The sequence below is a fragment of the Pseudoalteromonas sp. THAF3 genome (assembly GCF_009363775.1).
GTDB classification, from domain to species: Bacteria; Pseudomonadota; Gammaproteobacteria; order Enterobacterales; family Alteromonadaceae; genus Pseudoalteromonas; species Pseudoalteromonas ruthenica.
On the sequence record NZ_CP045419.1, the window covers coordinates 546,304 to 562,701 of the forward strand.

Sequence of the window (16,398 nt, forward strand, 5' to 3'; positions counted from 1 at the left end):
TTTTGTGAAATATGTAACTACAGGCACAACCTTGATTCAATAAAATCTAAAAAGGCAGATATTCGTGAAGACACTGCACTGTTGCGGTAGTAAACAGCTTGTACAGATTCTCGTCGATTAGGACTTAAAATATGGTTGTTGAGTACGCTCACTAAGCGCCCGGCGGCTAAGTCGTCTTTAACCATAAAATGCGACAACAATGCGAGTCCTTGACCCGCTATACATAGCTGACGCACAGTCTCGCCGCTGGAAGCACTGATAGCAAAGCGCAATTGTTGCGGGCTTTTGAGTGGCCAAGTGTTAAGGTGTGGGGCATCGCTAAAACCGATTAAACGCTGCTCATGCAGAGTTTGAATATTCTCTGAAAGGGAATGATGAGCTAAATACTCAGGACTTGCCACTATGTGTAGGCGACTTTTACCTAGTCGTCGAGCATGTAAATTTGAGTCACTAAGGTCACCAATACGTATGGCTATATCGGCTTTATGCTCAAGCAAATCAATAATACTGTCGTGGCTGGTTAGCTCTAGAGTAATATCTGGGTAGGTTCTGCAAAAATCGTTGATCAAAGGGGTCAATTGATGAAAAACAAATGGGCTGGCGGCATCAACGCGTAATTTTCCTGAAGGAGAGCGGCCCAGCAAACGCAGTGCTTCTTCGCCTTTTGCCAGCATATTCAAGCCATCGCGAGCGTGGCTCAAAAACAACTCTCCTTCTTCTGTGAGCTCTACTCGCCGTGTGGTTCTATTTAGTAGGGTGGCATTTAAAGTACGCTCCAGGCGGGTTACCGCTCGGGACACTTTGGCAACTTGTTGGTCGAGTAATTGTGCCGCAGCAGAAAAGCCTCCAGTATCAACTACGGTCACAAAGGCTTCTAAGTCTTCAGTTTTAGCATTGACGGGCATCGGCTTACCTTTTCATTTATCACAAAAGTATTTTGTCACTGCTGCTATTTTTTGCAAATAAATTTACTCCCACAATGACGGCATTGTTTTTAAACTCGCAGTGAAGAGGAAAATAAATGCCCATTGCATTGCTCGCTTTAACTTTGAGTGCCTTTGCTATAGGTACTACCGAATTTGTAATAGTAGGATTAGTGCCGACTATTGCACAAGATTTAAATGTGACCCTGCCAAGTGCTGGGTTATTGGTTAGCCTTTATGCCATTGGCGTGGCCGTTGGCGCACCAGTGCTGACCGCGCTCACCGGACGGTGGAAGCGTAAAAGCGTGCTTCTTAGCCTCATGGCGTTGTTCGTTGGAGGAAATATTTTGGCTTGGCAAGCGCCGAGCTACGAAAGCTTAATTGCGGCGCGCATCCTGACTGGGTTGGCCCATGGCGTGTTTTTCTCCATTGGTTCAACCATTGCCACAGGCCTTGTGAGTAAAGAAAAAGAAGCTAGTGCCATCGCAGTCATGTTCACCGGTTTGACAGTAGCCCTAGTCACAGGCGTGCCGCTGGGTACTTGGATTGGTCAAAACTTCGGTTGGCGAGCAACCTTTTTAGTGGTTTCTGCCTTAGGGCTAATCGCTCTCATTGGCAGTGCTGTGCTGGTCCCGGGGAATTTAAAACAAGGTCGCCCGGCGCGCATCAAAGAGCAGTTGCAAGTGCTTGTTCAACCGCGATTAGTATTGGTGTATGTCATGACTATTTTGGGCTATGGCGGCACATTCACTGCATTTACTTATCTGGCGCCTATTTTACAGCAAGAAGCCGGCTTTGCTCCGTCAGCCATTGGTTTGATCATGCTGGTTTATGGTGTATCTGTGGCCGTGGGCAATATTTATGGCGGCAAGCTAGCCGACAAAAAAGGTCCGATTAACGCCCTTACGCTGATTTTTGCGGCTTTATCTCTAGTTTTATTGGTATTCACATTCACTATGGGATCAAAAGTGGGAGCGGTGATCACCGTGCTGATATGGGGGGCTTTTGCTTTTGGCAACGTTCCTGGGTTGCAAGTGTACGTAGTAAAACTTGCAGAAAAATACACCCCTAACGCCGTAGATGTAGCATCAGGCCTAAACATTGCGGCGTTTAATATCGGGATTGCGGTAGGCTCTGTATTGGGCGGTGCGATTGTCGACGGTATGAGCCTGCAAGACACTGCTTGGATAGGGGCTATGATTTCCGTAGCGGCTTTGGTGGCAACGCGTTGGAGTGGTCACCTTGATAAGCGCGACGAAACGCGTGCTCAGGAGCTGGTATGAGCCTGGATAAACTAGCACAAAAACCCTTTTCTATCGGGGTGGAGTTGCCGCTGGATAATGACTGGGCTCGTTTTGAAACCAATACCTCAGGACCTTTTGGCATTCCAGATATGCGTCATCATGAAGCGCGTATTCAGTTAGCCGACAAAATGGGCTTCTTCGCCGCTTGGGTTCGTGACGTGCCTATTTATGATCCTAATTTTGGTGATGCTGCTCAAGTATTTGAAACTTTTAGTTATCTAGGTTATCTGGCGGCTAAAACTGAACGCATAATGCTTGGCACAGCTGCGGTGGTGTTGCCTCTTCGCCAGCCTTGGCTAGTAAAAAAAGCCGCCGCCACGATACAAAGCCTCAGTAAAGGACGGTTGATCTTAGGGCTTGCCAGTGGTGATCGCCCTAGTGAATACCCTTTATTTAATATTGACTTTCCCTCACGGGGAGCCCGCTTTCAAGAAGCTGTGGCGGTGCTCAAAGGTGAGCCCAAGCGGCCCTTACAGGCAGGGCAAAAGGTTCTGCCGGAGTTGACTAACACGCCCTTATATGTCGCGGGTCTCGCCCAGCAGTCACCAATGTGGGTGGGACAAAATATGGATGGCTGGTTGGCATACCCAGGTACTCCTGAAGATCATAAAAAGCGAGTAGCACAGTGGCGTAATGTTGCTGGCGAAAAGCCTTACGTGAGCTTTATTCATTTAAATTTGCTGGATGAGCCTGATGCGCCAATAACACGTCACCGATTCGGGATTGAAACTGGCGTAAATGGACTCATCACTGAACTAAAGGCAATGCAACAAGTAGGTGTAAACCATATTGGTTTGCATTTTAGGCGAAATACCTTGCCCGTTGAATGGGCACTCGAGTACATCGGTAAACAGGTATTACCGCATTTTCATTTTTAAGGAGACTATATGAATCAATCAATTTTACCTAAACTAGGCGTTGGCACGTTTCGACTAGAGGACGAAGTCGCTTATCAGAGTGTAATGATGGCTCTTGAAGAGGGCTATCGGCATATCGATACTGCGCAAATCTACGGCAACGAAGAAGCTGTAGGTCGTGCTATTAGAGATAGCGATATTGCCCGTGAAGAGCTCTTTGTAACAACTAAAGTGTGGAACGATAAGCTCAATAAAGAAGGCTTTATTGACAGCGTTAAAGAAAGTTTACGAAAGTTGCAGCTTGATAGCGTGGACCTACTGTTAATTCACTGGCCAAGCCCTGATAGCGGTGAACCAATGGAAGAATACCTTGGTGAGTTACATCGTGCCAAAGAGCTGGGTTTGACTAAATACATAGGTGTATCTAACTTCACTATTGCCCAACTTCAACAAGCGCTAAAAATCTTACCAGAGGGCTCGTTGACCAATAACCAAATTGAAGTTCATCCTTATTTGACTAATGAAAAAGTGCGTGAATTTTGTGTGCAACAAGGAATCACAGTGACCGGCTACATGCCTTTTGCTGTGGGTAAAGTGCTGAAAGACGAGACTATTTTAGCTATTGCTAAAAAACATAACGTCAGCGCCGCCGAAGTGGTTGTGGCTTGGGAGTTAGCACATGGTTTGGTGACAATTCCATCATCGACCAAACGAGCTAATTTAGCCACAAATCTTAAGGCGCTGGAACTGACTTTAAGCGCTGAAGACATCGCCAGAATCGATGCCCTTGATTGTAACGACCGTCAAGCCGACCCTGACTTTTCACCCAAGTGGGATATTTAAATATGGTAGAGCGGACCCATACATGGCAGTTTAATGGGGCAGGTAATGCCCTGCAATTAGACTACAAAGCCTTACCTCTATTGGAGGCTGGACAGATTCTGGTGCGCAACCTTGCCATCGGCATCAATCCTGTGGATTGGAAATTCATTGATGCCGATCCTATTTCTTGGCCCAAGGGTCACACTCCGGGCGTTGATGGTGCCGGCGAAGTGCTGGCCGTAGGTGCGGGAGTTGACGCTCAATTAGTCGGTCAAATAGTGGCTTATCATCACAGTTTAAGCCTTGATGGTAGTTTTGCTGAACACACCGTTTTATTTGCGAACCGGGTGATGCGCATACCACAAAGCTTGAGTCCTTCGGTGGCTGCCGCTTTACCATGTCCGATGCTGACTGCGTGGCAAGCGTTTAGCAAAATCCCCGCAGTTAAAGGTGCTAAGGTACTGATAACGGGTATGGGGGCAGTGAACAAGTTGTTGGCCCAAATGCTGAGTCACAGTGGTTTTAAAGTGCATGTCTTATCGCAAAGTTTAACCCAAGAGCAAGCGGATAAACTGAGTATAGATGCAGTTTTTCGTCAAGCGCCCAGCGCGGGCGGTTACTTTGCACTGTTTGATGCTAATGGCCCGGATACGGCAAGGGAGCTTGTGCCACTGCTGCAGGCCAATGGCCATGTTATCAGTATTTTAGGACGCATTGATAACCCCGTGGATGCGCCATTTACGCGTACTATTTCATACCATGAAATTGCCTTAGGGGCACTGCATGACTATGGGGATAGCGCTCAGTGGCAGCGCCTTGTAAGGGACGGTGAACGTCTACTAGAAGACGTGGTGGCTGGTCACTTACAGGTAGAGCAACCAACTGAATTCGCTTTTGATGCATTAAATGATGCTTTGATTTTCTCTAAGGAGGAAAAACAAAAAGCAGTTGTGCTCAATCAATAGTTACTCTGGGCCTTGAATGGCGGAATAAAACTAACATATAAGGCCCAAGTTAGTAGCTTTTACACGGTTTTAATTGGGTTACAGGCACGGTTACCTCACGATATTGATGCCGAAATAGCATCATGATAATGCCATATTGTGGCTGCTGTATCGGTAGAGATGTTGTTAAGGTGACCCTATCAACATAATGTAGAACGTGCTAAATGAAGAGGTAATAATGACCGCTATTGCTAAGCTCAGTGTGCTTGATCTCGCGCCCGTGGTGCAAGGCAGCAACGCCAATGAAGCGTTTGCCCGCGCTAAGGAGCTTGCTCAACATGTGGAACGTTTAGGTTACCATCGTTTTTGGATGGCGGAGCATCATAATATGCCCGACATAGCCAGCGCCGCCACGTCCACCGTACTGGCGTACATTGGCGCTCATACTCAGCGTATACGTATTGGCTCTGGGGGCGTGATGCTGCCCAATCACGCGCCGATGATTGTCGCCGAACAATACGGCACCTTGGCAGCGCTGTTTCCTGAGCGCGTCGACTTAGGCATTGGCCGTGCGCCGGGGAGCGATGGCGTTACAACACGTGCGTTGCGACGTGATGCAAAAGCTGCGGAAGATTTGTTGCCACAACTCGAAGAGCTGCAGTATTTTCTTGGCGAGGAGCAACCAGGCCAACGCGTGCGAGCTTACCCCGGAGTCGGTTCTCACGTGCCGTTGTGGCTACTTGGTTCAAGCACTTACAGTGCCTTGCTCGCGGCACAAAAAGGCTTACCCTTTGCGTTCGCTGCGCACTTTGCCCCTGACTTTATGATGCGCGCGATAGAATTGTATCGTGAACAGTTTCAGCCCAGCGCTCAACTGAGTGCTCCCTATGTGATGGTAGCGGTGAATGCCATTGCCGCTGCTACTAACGAGCAAGCCGAGTTTCTCGCAACCACAGGGCAGCAAAAGTTTGTCAGTATGATCAGGGGGCAAGAGGGGCTGATCCCTCCTCCCACCGACAATATGGATGCGATCTGGACCGACCTTGAACGTCAACAAGTGACTCGGATGTTGCGCGAGTCAATCATCGGTAATAAAGAGAAAGTCCAGGCCGGGCTGCGTGGGTTACAGGCGCGTACGGGGGCCGACGAAATCATGCTACACAATATTATTTATGATCAACAAGCGCGTTTGAACTCTTATGAGCTGATAATGCACGGGTGATAGATATGGGTTGGCGCTTGGTTTATCCCCGTATATGCTTGATGAGCATCTTGCATCACAAAAAAAGGAACACAACATGATTGGCTATGTCACTTTAGGTACAAATGATTTGCAAAAGGCTGCGGCTTTTTATGATGTTTTATTGGGCCAACTCGGTGCCGCACGGTTCATGGAGAATGAGCGCTTAATCGCTTGGTCGACTGGCCCTGTGGGCGCAGGATTAGCGATAGTGACGCCCTATGATGAGAGCCCCGCAAGCGCCGGTAATGGAACTATGGTGGCATTACAGGCCAGTTCCCCGGATTTGGTTGATAAGGTTTACCAAAAGGCGGTTGCTCTTGGTGCTAAAGAAGAAGGAGAGCCCGGTGAGCGTGGTGATATCCCTGGCTTTTATGCTGGCTACTTTCGAGACCTAGATGGCAATAAGTTGAATGTATTTTATATGCCAAGCCCTGCTTAATAGATAAGGAAATGTGAATCTTACTATAAGCGCCCAGGTGGGCGCTTTGTTACGTGTATTTGTCCCCATATAGTTAACCCTGTGTTAAAAAATAACTGCATTTTATTGACGTTTTAACGACCATGTCATATGTTATGAAAGCGCTTACATAATTTGCGCTTTTTATTTGGGTACTTTTGAAAGCGCTTACAAAATACTGGTTGATAATAAAAACAAAATTAAATCAGTTAGATACTAATAACCAATTAATGTTGGGGTTCAACAAAATGAACAAAGCAGCAACACACACGACTCGGGCTTTGGCAGCGCTCTCATTAGCTGTACTGACTGGGTGTGGCGGCTCCGCCACTGAGACTGATGTTACCACCACAGAGGTTAGTGCACCTGCCTCCAACTGGGTCATGGTTTGGGAAGATGATTTCAGTGGTGAAAGCATCGACACCTCAAAGTGGAACTATGAAATCAATTGCGCCGGTGGCGGCAACAATGAAAAGCAATGCTATACCGATAGCAGCGATAACGCATACATCGCAGATGGCGTGCTCAATATTGTTGCTCTACCAGCATCAGAAGGGGCTGAGAAGCCTTACACGTCGGCACGATTAAACACCCGATACAAGGCCGATTTTACCTACGGGCGCTTTGAAGTTCGTGCCAAGCTGCCCTCAGGACAAGGCAGTTGGCCGGCGTTTTGGATGATGCCCACCGATGAAGTGTATGGTTCGTGGCCTAAGTCGGGAGAAATCGACGTCCTCGAAGCTGTTAACCTGAAAGTGCCCACTGATGAGGGAGTGGAGTCTAATATTCATGGTACTTTGCACTATGGACGCGATTGGCCAGACAATGCTTCCAGTGGCAAAGCGTATGAGTTCCCCCAAGATGAGAACCCCGCAGACGACTTCCATACTTATGCCATCGAATGGCAAGAAGGCGAAATCCGCTGGTATGTGGACGACTACCTTTACGCTACTCAGCGCCGTTCTGAGGTGCTTTATAACAGTAAAAATGAAGCTGTGGGCTTAAAGCATCGTGGCTGGTTTGCTGAGTATTTTGAGCAGGGCAGTGGTGAGCTAGTCACGCATTGGGATAATGCTCCGTATGACCAAGATTTTTATATGATCCTCAACCTTGCTGTTGGCGGCGATTGGCCGGAAAACGTCAATCAAACAGGTATTGATGCCAGCGCTTTTGCCGAGGGGCAAAAGTTTGAAATTGACTATGTGCGCGTTTATGAGTGTGCATCGAACCCTGATACAGGCAAAGGCTGCGAAACAATTCGCCCTGGTTATGATGACCCTGCAGATGCATTAGTTGAAGGTAAGGCGCCTGTGCCTACACCGCCATCAACAGGCATCAATCCACTGACTATTTTTGCTGACCAATTTAACCCTAACTGGCCTGCTTGGGACTGCTGTGGCGGTTCAACGCCGAGCTTAGTACCTGTAGAAGGCAAAGGCAATGTGGTGGAGTTCGTGGTCGGCAGTGCACCCACGGTAAATGGTTTTACCAGCCGTAGCGAGTGTATCACTGATCCCGAGGGGGAGGCGTCGCCTTATGATGCCTCCGGGATGCTTGATAACGGCTTTGTGCGTTTCGATATGCGTGTCACTTCAGCTCCGGCGAATCCAGATGCCACTTGGATGTTCAAAATTGAAAGCTTTGATGCTGGCTCCGCCGTTGAACTCAACCTTAGCGCCAGCGCCGAGGGTGAAGCTCCTGTCGTAGGCCAATGGCAAACGTATACATTTCCAATCCAAGCGTTAGCTGATGCTGGCCTTGATGTGTCAGCAATTGATGTGGTGATGATCTTCCCTGCTTGGGGCACTGGAGAGGGCGCCGTTTATCAAGTCGATAACGTTGAGATAAACGCCGAGTACCCGCAGTTAGACCTTTTCACTGATGGCCAAAATGTTGATTGGCCCATGTGGGATTGCTGCGGTGGCAGCACACCTATCGAAGTCATGGATGATGAAGCCCATGGCTTGGTTGCTGAATTTGCGATTGGTGCTACACCGACCGTTATGGGCTTTAATACGCGCAGCGATGCGGGTGGCAGCGGTAAACCCTTTGATGCCACGGCTATCGTTGAAGGTGGCGTGATGCAGTTTGATATGAAAGTCACATCAATGCCGAATACGCCAGATGCGCCTTGGTTGCTCAAGTTGGAGTCAAGCGGCGGAGCAACGGCCGCTGAAGTTGATTTAACAACAAGCGCAGAAGGTCACGCCCCACAAGCGGGTGAATGGCAAACTTATACCTTCCCGTTGACTGACCTAGCGAGCGCTGGGTTAGATTTAAGCGCCATTGATGTAGTAATGGTGTTCCCTGCATGGGGCAGCGGTGAAGGTGCGGTGTATCGCATTGATAACGCCAAAATTTATTACCCTGAGAATGATGGGTTAACCTTATTCAAAGACGCAGCTGCTGAGCAGTGGAGTATTTGGGATTGCTGTGGTGGCTCTGAGCCTGCTGTAGTGACTGACGACCAAGCTCATGGCGCAGTTGCTGAGTTTACAATCGGGGCGACGCCAACCGTGATGGGTTTCCTAGCAGATGAAAACGTGTCATTTGATGCCTCCGGCTTACTCAGCGAGGGTGTGGTGCAGTTTGAAATGAAGATTACCAGCAATGCGGGTAATCCGGACGCTCAATGGTTGTTCAAGATTGAGTCATTGGGTGCTGCAACCGCAGTGGAACTGCCGCTCAGCGCCAGTCAGGAAGGGGCCGAGCCTGTCGTGGGTGAATGGCAAACCTACACCTTCACATTACAACATCTACTCAATGCTGGCTTGGATGTCAGTGCTATCAATGTGGTGATGGTATTCCCTTCTTGGGGCATGGGTGAAGGTGCTGTGTATCGCATCGATAACGCGGTCATAGCGAATCCTTAACACACTGAGTGCGGGTAGTACGCTGCCCGCAACCTATGGCAACAATTTGTATAAGCAGGCAATCATGAAACCTACAACATTTAAGAAATCATCGCTAGCTGTCTCAGTGTCGCTGAGCCTTGCCGCAGGCCTTGGTGTGACCATGCCAACTTGGGCACAGACAGAACAAGACAATGCAGAAAAGAAAATAGAAGTTATTCAAGTTAAAGGGATCCGAGGCAGTTTGATTCGTTCCATGGATCTTAAACGCCAATCTTCCGGCGTTGTCGATGCAATCTCCGCAGAGGAAATGGGTAAGTTCCCAGATACTAACTTGGCTGAGTCACTGCAGCGCATAACCGGGGTGTCGGTAAGTCGGGCTAACGGCGAGGGTAGCCAAATTACCGTACGTGGTTTTGGCCCTGAGTTTAACCTTATCACCCTTAATGGCCGACAAATGCCAGGAACAGGTTACACGCGTTCGTACAACCTAGAAAACATCGCCTCAGAGGGTGTGAACACCTTAGAAGTTTTTAAAACCGCGCGTGCAGATGTCCCCAGCGGTGGTTTAGGCGCGACGGTTAACATTGTTACCTCTCGACCCTTCCAACGCCCTGGGCAGCACTTTACCGTAACCGGCAAGGCTATTCACGATACCTCAAATGAACAAGGGGATGATGTCACTCCAGAGTTTTCTGCGGTGTACAGCAACACCTTTGATGATGATATGTTCGGTGTTGGCTTTACCTTCTCGCATCAGGAACGTGACTTTCAAAAACAACAAGCAAACATTCAAGGTTGGCAAGCGAACGTAGATTTACCGTCGCTTGATGACGGCAGTGTGATTGATCCCCGTCCTTTAGACGCTGATGGCAACCGGGTGGGTAATCATTTCTTTCCTAAAGATATGAACTACAGTATTGAAGACTTAGAGCGCGAGCGCACCAACGGGCAGGTAACGCTTCAGTACGCGCCTATCGATGATATTGTGGTGACGTTGGATTATACGGCGAGCCGAGCTATTACTGGCTCTAACAGCATTGGCTGGGGAATTTGGAACGAGTTTGGTGGCAATATTAACGGCTACGAGCTTGATGAAAATGGCACCGCGCTATTCGCTGACATTAGTGGTAATGATGCGTCGTTTACCACCAACCGTTCAACCACCGAAGTAACCGCACGTTCTGTGGGCCTTAACGTCGATTGGCAAATCAACGATCAATGGCAGATTGCTGTTGATTATCATGATTCTAATAACGAAACTGACAATGGTGCCGATGACGGGCTAGGCAGCGCCGGGCAAGTGATCTTGGGCTCCGATCAGCTTATTAATAAAATTTATGATTACCGTGAAGGGGACATTCCTCATGCCTTGGTAAACTGGAAAAATGGCACCACTACTTTAGCCCCGAGTGAAATTGACTCTAACTTTAGTCAGTTCATCTACTCACCGGGTGAATCGGATATCAAACAGGCGCAATTGCATAGCGAATGGTACAACGATAGCTTTGATATCCCACTGATCCGGGTGCAATTCGGTGGCTCGCACACTGAGCAAACCATGAGTGGTTTCACGGCGTGGAGCGGTCTGCGCGGCGGCCCTGGTTTCAATCCGGCGTTCCCCGAGATTTTCCCTGATAATATGTTCACCTACCACGAAACCGGCGACCTCCTTGATCAATTTGCTGGAGGTGGCAGTGACTTACAACCGGGTTATTACTACACCTACGACTTTGATGAGGCCATTGCTCGCCAGCTGGCTTACCTTACTGAAGGTGTAGTAGGTGACAATGTATACTCTATCGATCCTTTCTTTGATGGTATTGATAGTCAGAACACCGTTGAAGAGCAAACGCAAAGCCTCTACTTGCAAACGCAGTGGGAATTCGACGTTGCCAATTACTACGTGCAAGTGAATGCCGGTTTACGTTATGAGCAAACCGATGTAACTAGCATTGTACGCCAGCGTGTCGAGCAACAAGTGAATTGGGAAAGTGCGTCAGAGTGGATTATGCAATACGCCGAAGGTGGCACGAATAACTTCCTGACTCAAGAGGGTGACTACGACATCCTACTGCCGATGATTGATGCTAAAGTGGATTTGACCGACGATTTGGTAGCGCGGGTATCATGGGGTAAAACCATGTCACGTGCACCTTTGGGTAATTTGGCCGGCGGCCGTAGTTTAACGGGCAGCCCTAAGCCAGGCTCGCGAACTGGTGCCCAAGGGAACCCCAATCTATTGCCATTTGAGTCCACTAACTTGGACTTGTCTTTAGAGTATTACTACAGCGAAGGCAGCTACGCGTCGCTGGGTTACTTCAAAAAAGACGTGGATAACTTTATCCAAACAACCATCACTGAAACCACCATAGACGGTTTGCACGACATTCTTGATGGCCCTCGTTACCGTGAGGCGGTGGCTGCAATTGAAGGGCGTGGCGAGCAGGCGACCAGCGATGCAATCTATAATGAAATGCTGGCGTTAGGCTATGGTAATGGCGAAGGTAAAATTGAGCCAAGCAGTGATGATCCGCTTATTGTTTGGAACATCAGCCAGCCGCAAAATACCGACAGCAAAGCGGTAGACGGATTTGAAGTGGCGCTGCAGCACCTGTTCGGGGAATCGGGCTTTGGTGTTGGTGTAAACGCGACTTTTGTTGACGGCGATGTCGAGTTTGATAGTGAAAGCTTGGTGCAACAAGCTCCACTTACTGGCTTGAGCGACTCTGCAAACTTCCAGGCCTTCTATGAAAAAGATGGTTTATCAGTGAAGGTCACTTATGCGTGGCGTGATTCGTATCTTATTGGTGTGGGCCAGGACCAGGGCTCCTCAGATGCGCCACCGCAGTATAGCGACACGTATGGGCAATGGGATATCAGTGTTAATTATGACATTGACGAGCACATTACTGTGTTTGCCGAAGGTGTGAATCTCAATAATGAAACCGAACGTGGTTACGGTCGATATGAAGAGCAGTTCTTATTTGCACGTCAATATGGGCCGCGCTACACCTTGGGTGCGCGCTATAGCTTTTAGCCATAATTTTAGCTTCACGACAGGGTTTATCCCTAGAACCAACCTAGCCGCTCACCGAGCGGCTTTTTTTATTTATATACAGTAACCACTTGAGCTTATGTCAGTGAGTAGAAGGGGGCTTTGATGTCGCTGTGCGTCAAGTACCTAAACGGACAACTGGCTATTTTTAACTGTTTTGTTTAATATTGCCCCAATTAGCGCCTAATTTCATGGTCGTATAGGTGCCTTAGGAATACTTTTAACAAGGATGAACTCATGACAACCATGCGTATTTCCCAATCTGTCGGCATCAACGGTGTCAATAATCCCAATGACATTAAAGCGGTACAACAAGCATTAAACGCTCTACTGAGACTCATTGCGCCCACTCAGCGGTTAGTCGTTGATGGTCGTTTAGGAAGCCGTCCTGAGCAGTCAAAAACCGTTGCCGCGATCAAGCTATTTCAACAAAAAGTGGTGGGTATGGTTCGTCCCGACGGCAAAGTGGATGTAAATGGGCGCACCCATCGCAAAGTAAATGAAAAGCTCTCTCAAGCAAGCGCCAGTGCGCAGACACCGGTTTCTGGAGCCTTGAAAGTGTCGCTTTATCGTAATATTGAGCGTTATGAGGGCCGCGTAGAGCACATGTATTTGGATACCAAAGGCTTTGCGACCGTTGGTGTGGGCCACCTACTGAGTAACGTAGATGAAGCCAAGAAATTACCTTTTATTGTCAATGCCACCGGGCAGCCGGCTACTGCCGCGCAAATAGAGTCTGAATATCAGTTAATTAAAAGCAAGCCTTTCGGAAAGCGTATGCGAGCAGGTAAGTTTAAACCTTTTACTAAATTACACTTATCACAAAGCACTATGGACGCGCAGGTAGAGAAGCATATTCGGCAGTTTGAATCGGAGCTAAAAAGAATATACGGGGCCGATAAGTTCGCTGCCTTCCCAGACAATGTCAAATTGGCGCTATTCGATATGATTTTTAACCTGGGTATGACCAAGCTCAAAGATACTTTTCCTAACTTTAACCGCTATATTAACGCGGGTGACTATAGAAATGCCGCGCTGGAGTCGTCTCGTAAAGACATCTCCGAAGAGCGCAATATCTATGTTCGTAACTTATTGGCTAATCCACAATGAATAAATTAAACCTTATAGCAATGACCGCTCTTTTTGGTTCACTGAGTGCGTGTGCAACGACAAGCAATACCGTTATAGAGCCTCATTATACTTTCGACAATAAAGCCCGAAGCTTCTTTGATAAACGCATTGAGCTGAAAAATAGTTCAGAGGTTGCCGCACTTCACAACAAACAGTGGTATTACCAAGATACCCTCAATAAAGGGGGGGACTCTATAGAGGTATCGAATTGCTTAGCGCTCAAAGAGGCTTTAGCGGAAGGCTTCAAGGCAGATACATACTCTTATCAAGAGGCGGTAATAGCAACCGAACATATCTGTGATACCTGGCAGGCGATGGCGAAACTAGAAGCCTCTCACAGCAGTTGGATCAACTTTACTCACGGTAAAGAAGTGGCCGAAGAATTACCTGCCGAATTCACTCTCGCTATCTCCAATTATACAGTTGAGCAGGTGGCGCAGTCTGAGCACTGGAGTGATGTGACCACAATTAAGAAAGTCGAACCTGTGAATGAAGATCAAGCGGTGTATTACGATACCGATGGCAGTATTCAGCGTCTGACGCTCATGGCCCAAGGCGATTACAATGGCGATGGAATCGAAGATGCTATTTTCTATATGGAAAATGGCGTTGATGGCGGCAGTTATTCTAGTGTGAAGGCTTATGTCGTAACGCGCTTGGAACAAGGGGCGCCGATAACGCTGTTGGCTCAGTGGTAATTAGGTCGTCTTTGGCACATTCATAATGACTAAAAGCACTTTTTTATTATCTGGGGCCATGCTGCTCTCTGTTGCAGCCTACGCAAATACAGAGCAATCAAGTATTGCTCCAAGTTATAGCGAAACCAATAAAACTGAGGGGCGTTTTGTCGATCCCGTATCACTAGATAGCCGAGCGGATGTGGAAGCGCTAGCAAGTGGTAAGTGGTTTTTTAGTTATCCGCTAATAAATGATTCTGGCAAGAGCACAGAAATTGCAAGCTGTGAGCAATTAAAGCAAGCGCAGGCTCAAGGTTTCAAGGGCGAAGACTTTTCAATGCAAGGCGCTATTGAAGCGCTCGAGCTAATTTGCAACACCTGGCAGGCGATGGCGAAGCTAGAAGCCTCTCACACCAGTTGGATCAACTTTACTCATGGTAAAGAAGTGGCCAAGGAATTACCTGCCGAATTCGCCCTCGCTATCTCTAATGATACGGTTGAGCGGGTGGCGCAGTCCGAGCACTGGAGTGATGTGACCACAATCAAAAAAGTTGAGCCTGCGAGTGAAGACCAAGCGGTGTATTACGATACCGATGGCAGTATTCAGCGTTTAACGCTCATGGCCCAAGGCGACTACAATGGCGATGGCATCGAAGATGCTATTTTCTATACGGAAAATGGCGTTGATGGTGGCAGTTATTCCAGTGTGAACACCTATATTGTGACTCGCTTGCAGCAAGGGGCACCGATAACGCTGCTGGCGAAGTGGTAATAGGTAAGGAGCAGCTTAGCTGCTCCCACAATGTTGCTCCCACACCACGGCACAGCTAATGAAACACTTTGCCACTAATCAAGGTGTCATCAATCACCAAAAACTGCCCATGCCATTTTTCTGTAGTGACATAAGCGGTATCCCACTCTAGATTAGCGTTGCCCATGGCTTCAAGCTTGGCATAAGGGTCTCCTTGGCCAAGGCCAGCAAACTGCCATTTTGAAAAGTTATCGAAGAGCTCGTTTTTGCCGTAGATGCCTGCCCTGCGGGCGGAGAAGTCTTCCATGAGTTTAATATGGTCCACTTGCTCTGCAGTAGACATCACAACTTTTTGCCGACAAGGGGTAAAAAAAGCACGCTTATTATCAGCATCGACTAGTTGAATTAGGCTGTTTCCATAGGTGCTAATATACTCCTCAATGGTCATGGCGTGTTGGTAGCAAGGAGACGTTTGCACCTTGCTAAAGTCGGTGAAGGGCTTGCCTACACTAAACCCAGCTAACTTCTGCGCGGTTTCATCAAGGTCGCTAACTTGTTGTAGTGTTAAAAATTTGGGTTCGCTATAAGCCGAGTCAATGAGTGCTGCCTGCTGGCCATCAAGGGTTGCTGTAGAAGCAAACTGTGCTCCATTTAAGGAGAATGTAAAGTCTTCGGCAACAATTTCCAACTGGTTAGCTAACGAAATAGGCAACAAAGCTTGGTTGTATTGATAACCCACTAACTTACCTTGGTGAAAACTAAAAACATGATTGCGACCAATAAAAGCCAGTAACTTTGTGTCATTTATCGGCCATAACATAGTAAAACGGCCCAGCTTTTCGAGTATTTGAGCGAATTCATCACCCATTTTAAAAGTAAATATAGAATCCTCGGTGATAATTAAAGTCGGTGTTAACTGCTGAAGCTGTTTTAAGGGGGCGGCTGGTAATGTGAATGAAGTTTCTATATCAAGGTCGTTACTCGTATATTTGAAAACTGTTGATGATAAATAATCAATATTCTCTTTCGTTATTTTAAATCTATTACCGTAGCATTCAGTGACTGATGCGATTTGCGCAATTGCATCAATATTGGATGAGTTCGGATCACGTTTAAAGCTGACAGCCGTTTCCATGATACCCGCATCGGTATTGTCGGCAATATCTTGCAGTTTATGCAGCAGCTTTTCTTTAGTCTGTGTAATTAGCTCATCGTCACTGAATGACCCCATACGGGCTCGATATGTTACTTGTACAGATTGCGCCGAACGCTCGTCAACATCGCACTCACTGGCTCTGGAGTACATGCTGTGAGAGTATGAAGAGCATGAATATACAACAGCTAATGCCAATAAGTACTTAACCATAACGGCAATCCCT

Annotated in this window: 13 protein-coding genes; 11 read left to right on the plus strand and 2 right to left on the minus strand. The window is 47.7% G+C overall.

The window, feature by feature from the left end; translation table 11 throughout:
• Nucleotides 1–17: 17 nt before the first annotated feature.
• Nucleotides 18–905: a LysR family transcriptional regulator gene (locus FIU82_RS17625; protein WP_152441781.1), complete on the minus strand. Its 888-nt coding sequence runs from the start codon at nt 903–905 to the stop codon at nt 18–20.
• 116 nt (nt 906–1,021) lie between these two features.
• Between FIU82_RS17625 and FIU82_RS17630 the strand changes: the two genes are divergently transcribed.
• From FIU82_RS17630 to FIU82_RS17680, 11 genes are all read left to right on the plus strand, one after another.
• Nucleotides 1,022–2,206 (plus strand): MFS transporter, encoded by a 1,185-nt coding sequence (locus FIU82_RS17630; RefSeq protein WP_152441782.1) that lies wholly within the window; start codon nt 1,022–1,024, stop codon nt 2,204–2,206.
• On the plus strand, nt 2,203–3,105 hold the full coding sequence (locus tag FIU82_RS17635) for a TIGR03571 family LLM class oxidoreductase (RefSeq protein ID WP_152441783.1): 903 nt from the start codon (nt 2,203–2,205) through the stop codon (nt 3,103–3,105). The genes FIU82_RS17630 and FIU82_RS17635 overlap by 4 nt, the downstream gene beginning before the upstream one ends.
• A gap of 9 nt (nt 3,106–3,114) precedes the next feature.
• A complete protein-coding gene (dkgB, locus tag FIU82_RS17640) occupies nt 3,115–3,927 on the plus strand; it encodes a 2,5-didehydrogluconate reductase DkgB (protein ID WP_138508158.1) in 813 nt (270 codons plus the stop codon).
• A gap of 2 nt (nt 3,928–3,929) precedes the next feature.
• The gene (locus FIU82_RS17645; RefSeq protein ID WP_138508157.1) at nt 3,930–4,871 is read left to right on the plus strand and encodes an alcohol dehydrogenase catalytic domain-containing protein; all 942 of its coding nucleotides are present in this window, start codon (nt 3,930–3,932) and stop codon (nt 4,869–4,871) included.
• A gap of 217 nt (nt 4,872–5,088) precedes the next feature.
• A complete protein-coding gene (locus tag FIU82_RS17650; protein WP_152441784.1) occupies nt 5,089–6,072 on the plus strand; it encodes an LLM class flavin-dependent oxidoreductase in 984 nt (327 codons plus the stop codon).
• 76 nt (nt 6,073–6,148) lie between these two features.
• Nucleotides 6,149–6,532 (plus strand): VOC family protein, encoded by a 384-nt coding sequence (locus FIU82_RS17655; protein WP_053909492.1) that lies wholly within the window; start codon nt 6,149–6,151, stop codon nt 6,530–6,532.
• A 266-nt stretch (nt 6,533–6,798) separates the two neighbouring features.
• Nucleotides 6,799–9,423 carry a glycoside hydrolase family 16 protein gene (locus FIU82_RS17660; protein ID WP_152441785.1) on the plus strand — a complete coding sequence of 875 codons (2,625 nt, stop codon included), beginning with the start codon at nt 6,799–6,801 and terminating at the stop codon, nt 9,421–9,423.
• A 64-nt stretch (nt 9,424–9,487) separates the two neighbouring features.
• A complete protein-coding gene (locus FIU82_RS17665; RefSeq protein WP_152441786.1) occupies nt 9,488–12,442 on the plus strand; it encodes a TonB-dependent receptor in 2,955 nt (984 codons plus the stop codon).
• Between the two features lie 255 nt (nt 12,443–12,697).
• Nucleotides 12,698–13,570: a hypothetical protein gene (locus FIU82_RS17670; RefSeq protein WP_138589331.1), complete on the plus strand. Its 873-nt coding sequence runs from the start codon at nt 12,698–12,700 to the stop codon at nt 13,568–13,570.
• On the plus strand, nt 13,567–14,289 hold the full coding sequence (locus FIU82_RS17675; protein WP_152441787.1) for a hypothetical protein: 723 nt from the start codon (nt 13,567–13,569) through the stop codon (nt 14,287–14,289). Before FIU82_RS17670 ends, FIU82_RS17675 begins: the two co-directional genes overlap by 4 nt.
• A gap of 25 nt (nt 14,290–14,314) precedes the next feature.
• Nucleotides 14,315–15,040 (plus strand): hypothetical protein, encoded by a 726-nt coding sequence (locus tag FIU82_RS17680; RefSeq protein ID WP_152441788.1) that lies wholly within the window; start codon nt 14,315–14,317, stop codon nt 15,038–15,040.
• A gap of 55 nt (nt 15,041–15,095) precedes the next feature.
• Here the strand turns inward: FIU82_RS17680 and FIU82_RS17685 are convergent, their stop codons facing one another.
• The gene (locus tag FIU82_RS17685) at nt 15,096–16,385 is read right to left on the minus strand and encodes a hypothetical protein (protein ID WP_152441789.1); all 1,290 of its coding nucleotides are present in this window, start codon (nt 16,383–16,385) and stop codon (nt 15,096–15,098) included.
• Nucleotides 16,386–16,398: the final 13 nt, after the last annotated feature.

Bases quoted from the DNA above. Each gene is read 5' to 3' on its own strand.
- FIU82_RS17625 (WP_152441781.1), bottom strand. From the start codon at position 905: ATGCCCGTCAATGCTAAAACTGAAGACTTAGAAGCCTTTGTGACCGTA.
- FIU82_RS17630 (WP_152441782.1), top strand. From the start codon at position 1,022: ATGCCCATTGCATTGCTCGCTTTAACTTTGAGTGCCTTTGCTATAGGT.
- FIU82_RS17635 (WP_152441783.1), top strand. From the start codon at position 2,203: ATGAGCCTGGATAAACTAGCACAAAAACCCTTTTCTATCGGGGTGGAG.
- dkgB (WP_138508158.1), top strand. From the start codon at position 3,115: ATGAATCAATCAATTTTACCTAAACTAGGCGTTGGCACGTTTCGACTA.
- FIU82_RS17645 (WP_138508157.1), top strand. From the start codon at position 3,930: ATGGTAGAGCGGACCCATACATGGCAGTTTAATGGGGCAGGTAATGCC.
- FIU82_RS17650 (WP_152441784.1), top strand. From the start codon at position 5,089: ATGACCGCTATTGCTAAGCTCAGTGTGCTTGATCTCGCGCCCGTGGTG.
- FIU82_RS17655 (WP_053909492.1), top strand. From the start codon at position 6,149: ATGATTGGCTATGTCACTTTAGGTACAAATGATTTGCAAAAGGCTGCG.
- FIU82_RS17660 (WP_152441785.1), top strand. From the start codon at position 6,799: ATGAACAAAGCAGCAACACACACGACTCGGGCTTTGGCAGCGCTCTCA.
- FIU82_RS17665 (WP_152441786.1), top strand. From the start codon at position 9,488: ATGAAACCTACAACATTTAAGAAATCATCGCTAGCTGTCTCAGTGTCG.
- FIU82_RS17670 (WP_138589331.1), top strand. From the start codon at position 12,698: ATGACAACCATGCGTATTTCCCAATCTGTCGGCATCAACGGTGTCAAT.
- FIU82_RS17675 (WP_152441787.1), top strand. From the start codon at position 13,567: ATGAATAAATTAAACCTTATAGCAATGACCGCTCTTTTTGGTTCACTG.
- FIU82_RS17680 (WP_152441788.1), top strand. From the start codon at position 14,315: ATGACTAAAAGCACTTTTTTATTATCTGGGGCCATGCTGCTCTCTGTT.
- FIU82_RS17685 (WP_152441789.1), bottom strand. From the start codon at position 16,385: ATGGTTAAGTACTTATTGGCATTAGCTGTTGTATATTCATGCTCTTCA.